This is a genomic window from Ureibacillus galli, assembly GCF_014836845.1.
Taxonomy (GTDB): Bacteria; Bacillota; Bacilli; order Bacillales_A; family Planococcaceae; genus Ureibacillus; species Ureibacillus galli.
In genome coordinates this window covers 1-1531 of sequence record NZ_JACSQA010000071.1, presented here as the reverse complement: position 1 = coordinate 1531, position 1531 = coordinate 1, and the positions used below count along the sequence as shown (strand labels likewise).

Genomic DNA, 1531 nt, shown 5'->3' with positions numbered 1-1531 from the left:
TTTTGCCTTTAGATTTAGAAGTAAAATTACAAAATAATGATATTGCTTTCCATATCCATCATCTAGTTGAAAGTATCCCTCATGAAGCGTTCGAACCATTTCTACGAAATGAGGGGTGTCCTGCCTATCATCCACGTATGATGCTTAAAATTATCTTATGTGCCTATACACAATCTATCTTCTCAGGACGGAAAATTGAAGCCCTATTAAAAGACAGTATCCGAATGATGTGGCTAGCCCAAGGATATGAACCAAGCTACCGTACAATCAACCGATTCCGTATTCAACCAGAAGTGAAAGATTTAATTCGTCAATGTTTCGTTCAATTCCGTTGCCAATTGATTGAAGCAAAGCTTATTGATCAAGAAGCGATTTTTATCGATGGTACAAAAATTGAAGCAAATGCGAATAAATTTACGTTTGTTTGGAAGAAAAACATTGAAAAATATCACCAAAATTTAATTGAAAAGTCAAACCAGCTATACAATGAGCTACTAGAGAGTGAAATCATACCTGAAATTCAACGTGAAAGCGATGAACAGTTATCATTGGAAGAACTCGCTCAATTAGTTCAAAAAGTGGACGATGTCGTAACTGAATATGATAAACAAATTGAAACATCATCAGATGTTCTAGAACGAAAAGCCTTAAGAAATAAACGTAAATACCCGAAACAATTACGCAAGCAGTTGATTGATTTTGTCCTACGTAAACAAAAATACGAAAGAGACTTTGAAATCTTTGGTACACGCAATAGCTATTCTAAGACAGATTCAGATGCGACGTTTATGCGAATGAAAGATGATTATATGCAAAACGGGCAATTAAAAGCTGGATATAATGTACAAATCGCAACGGAAGGTCAATATACGCTTGCCTATAGTATATATACAAATCCAACAGATACACGTACGTTAATTCCATTTCTAGATGAGATTGAGCAGCATTATTTTGAGTTACCAAAACACATTGTTGCAGATGCAGGTTACGGTAGTGAACAAAACTTTCATGATATCCTTTCGAATAGAAAACGAGAAGCACTTATTACGTATAGTATGTATTTGAAAGAACAAAAGAAAAAGTATAAACAAAACATATTTAATCCCGATAACTGGAAGTATGATGAAGAAACCGATACATATACATGTCCTAATCAAAAACGTCTTGAATTTCAATATTATTCTGTCCGTAATGACCGCACAGGCTTCCAACGGAAGCTCAAAATTTACGAGTGTGAAGACTGTTCGGGATGCCCATTCCGTTCATCGTGTACCAAAGCCAAAGAAGGCAACAATCGAAAATTAATGGTAAATGAAAAATGGGAACAGCAAAAAGAATATGTAAGAGCGAAGCTTTCAGAAGAGAAAACAAGTGCCATTTATCGAAGACGCAAAATCGATGTGGAACCAGTTTTTGGATTCTTGAAGGCTAATTTGCGTTTCACTCGATTTTCTGTACGAGGAAAATCGAAGGTAGAAAACGAAATGGGCCTCGCGTTAATGGCCGTGAATTTAAGAAAATTCACGGCCAT

At 35.7% G+C, this 1531-nt stretch carries 1 protein-coding gene; it reads left to right on the top strand.

From position 1 onward, the window contains the following. Positions 1-2: 2 nt before the first annotated feature. A partial coding sequence (locus H9636_RS18920) for an IS1182 family transposase (protein ID WP_225230346.1) occupies positions 3-1531 on the top strand: 1529 nt, incomplete at its 3' end.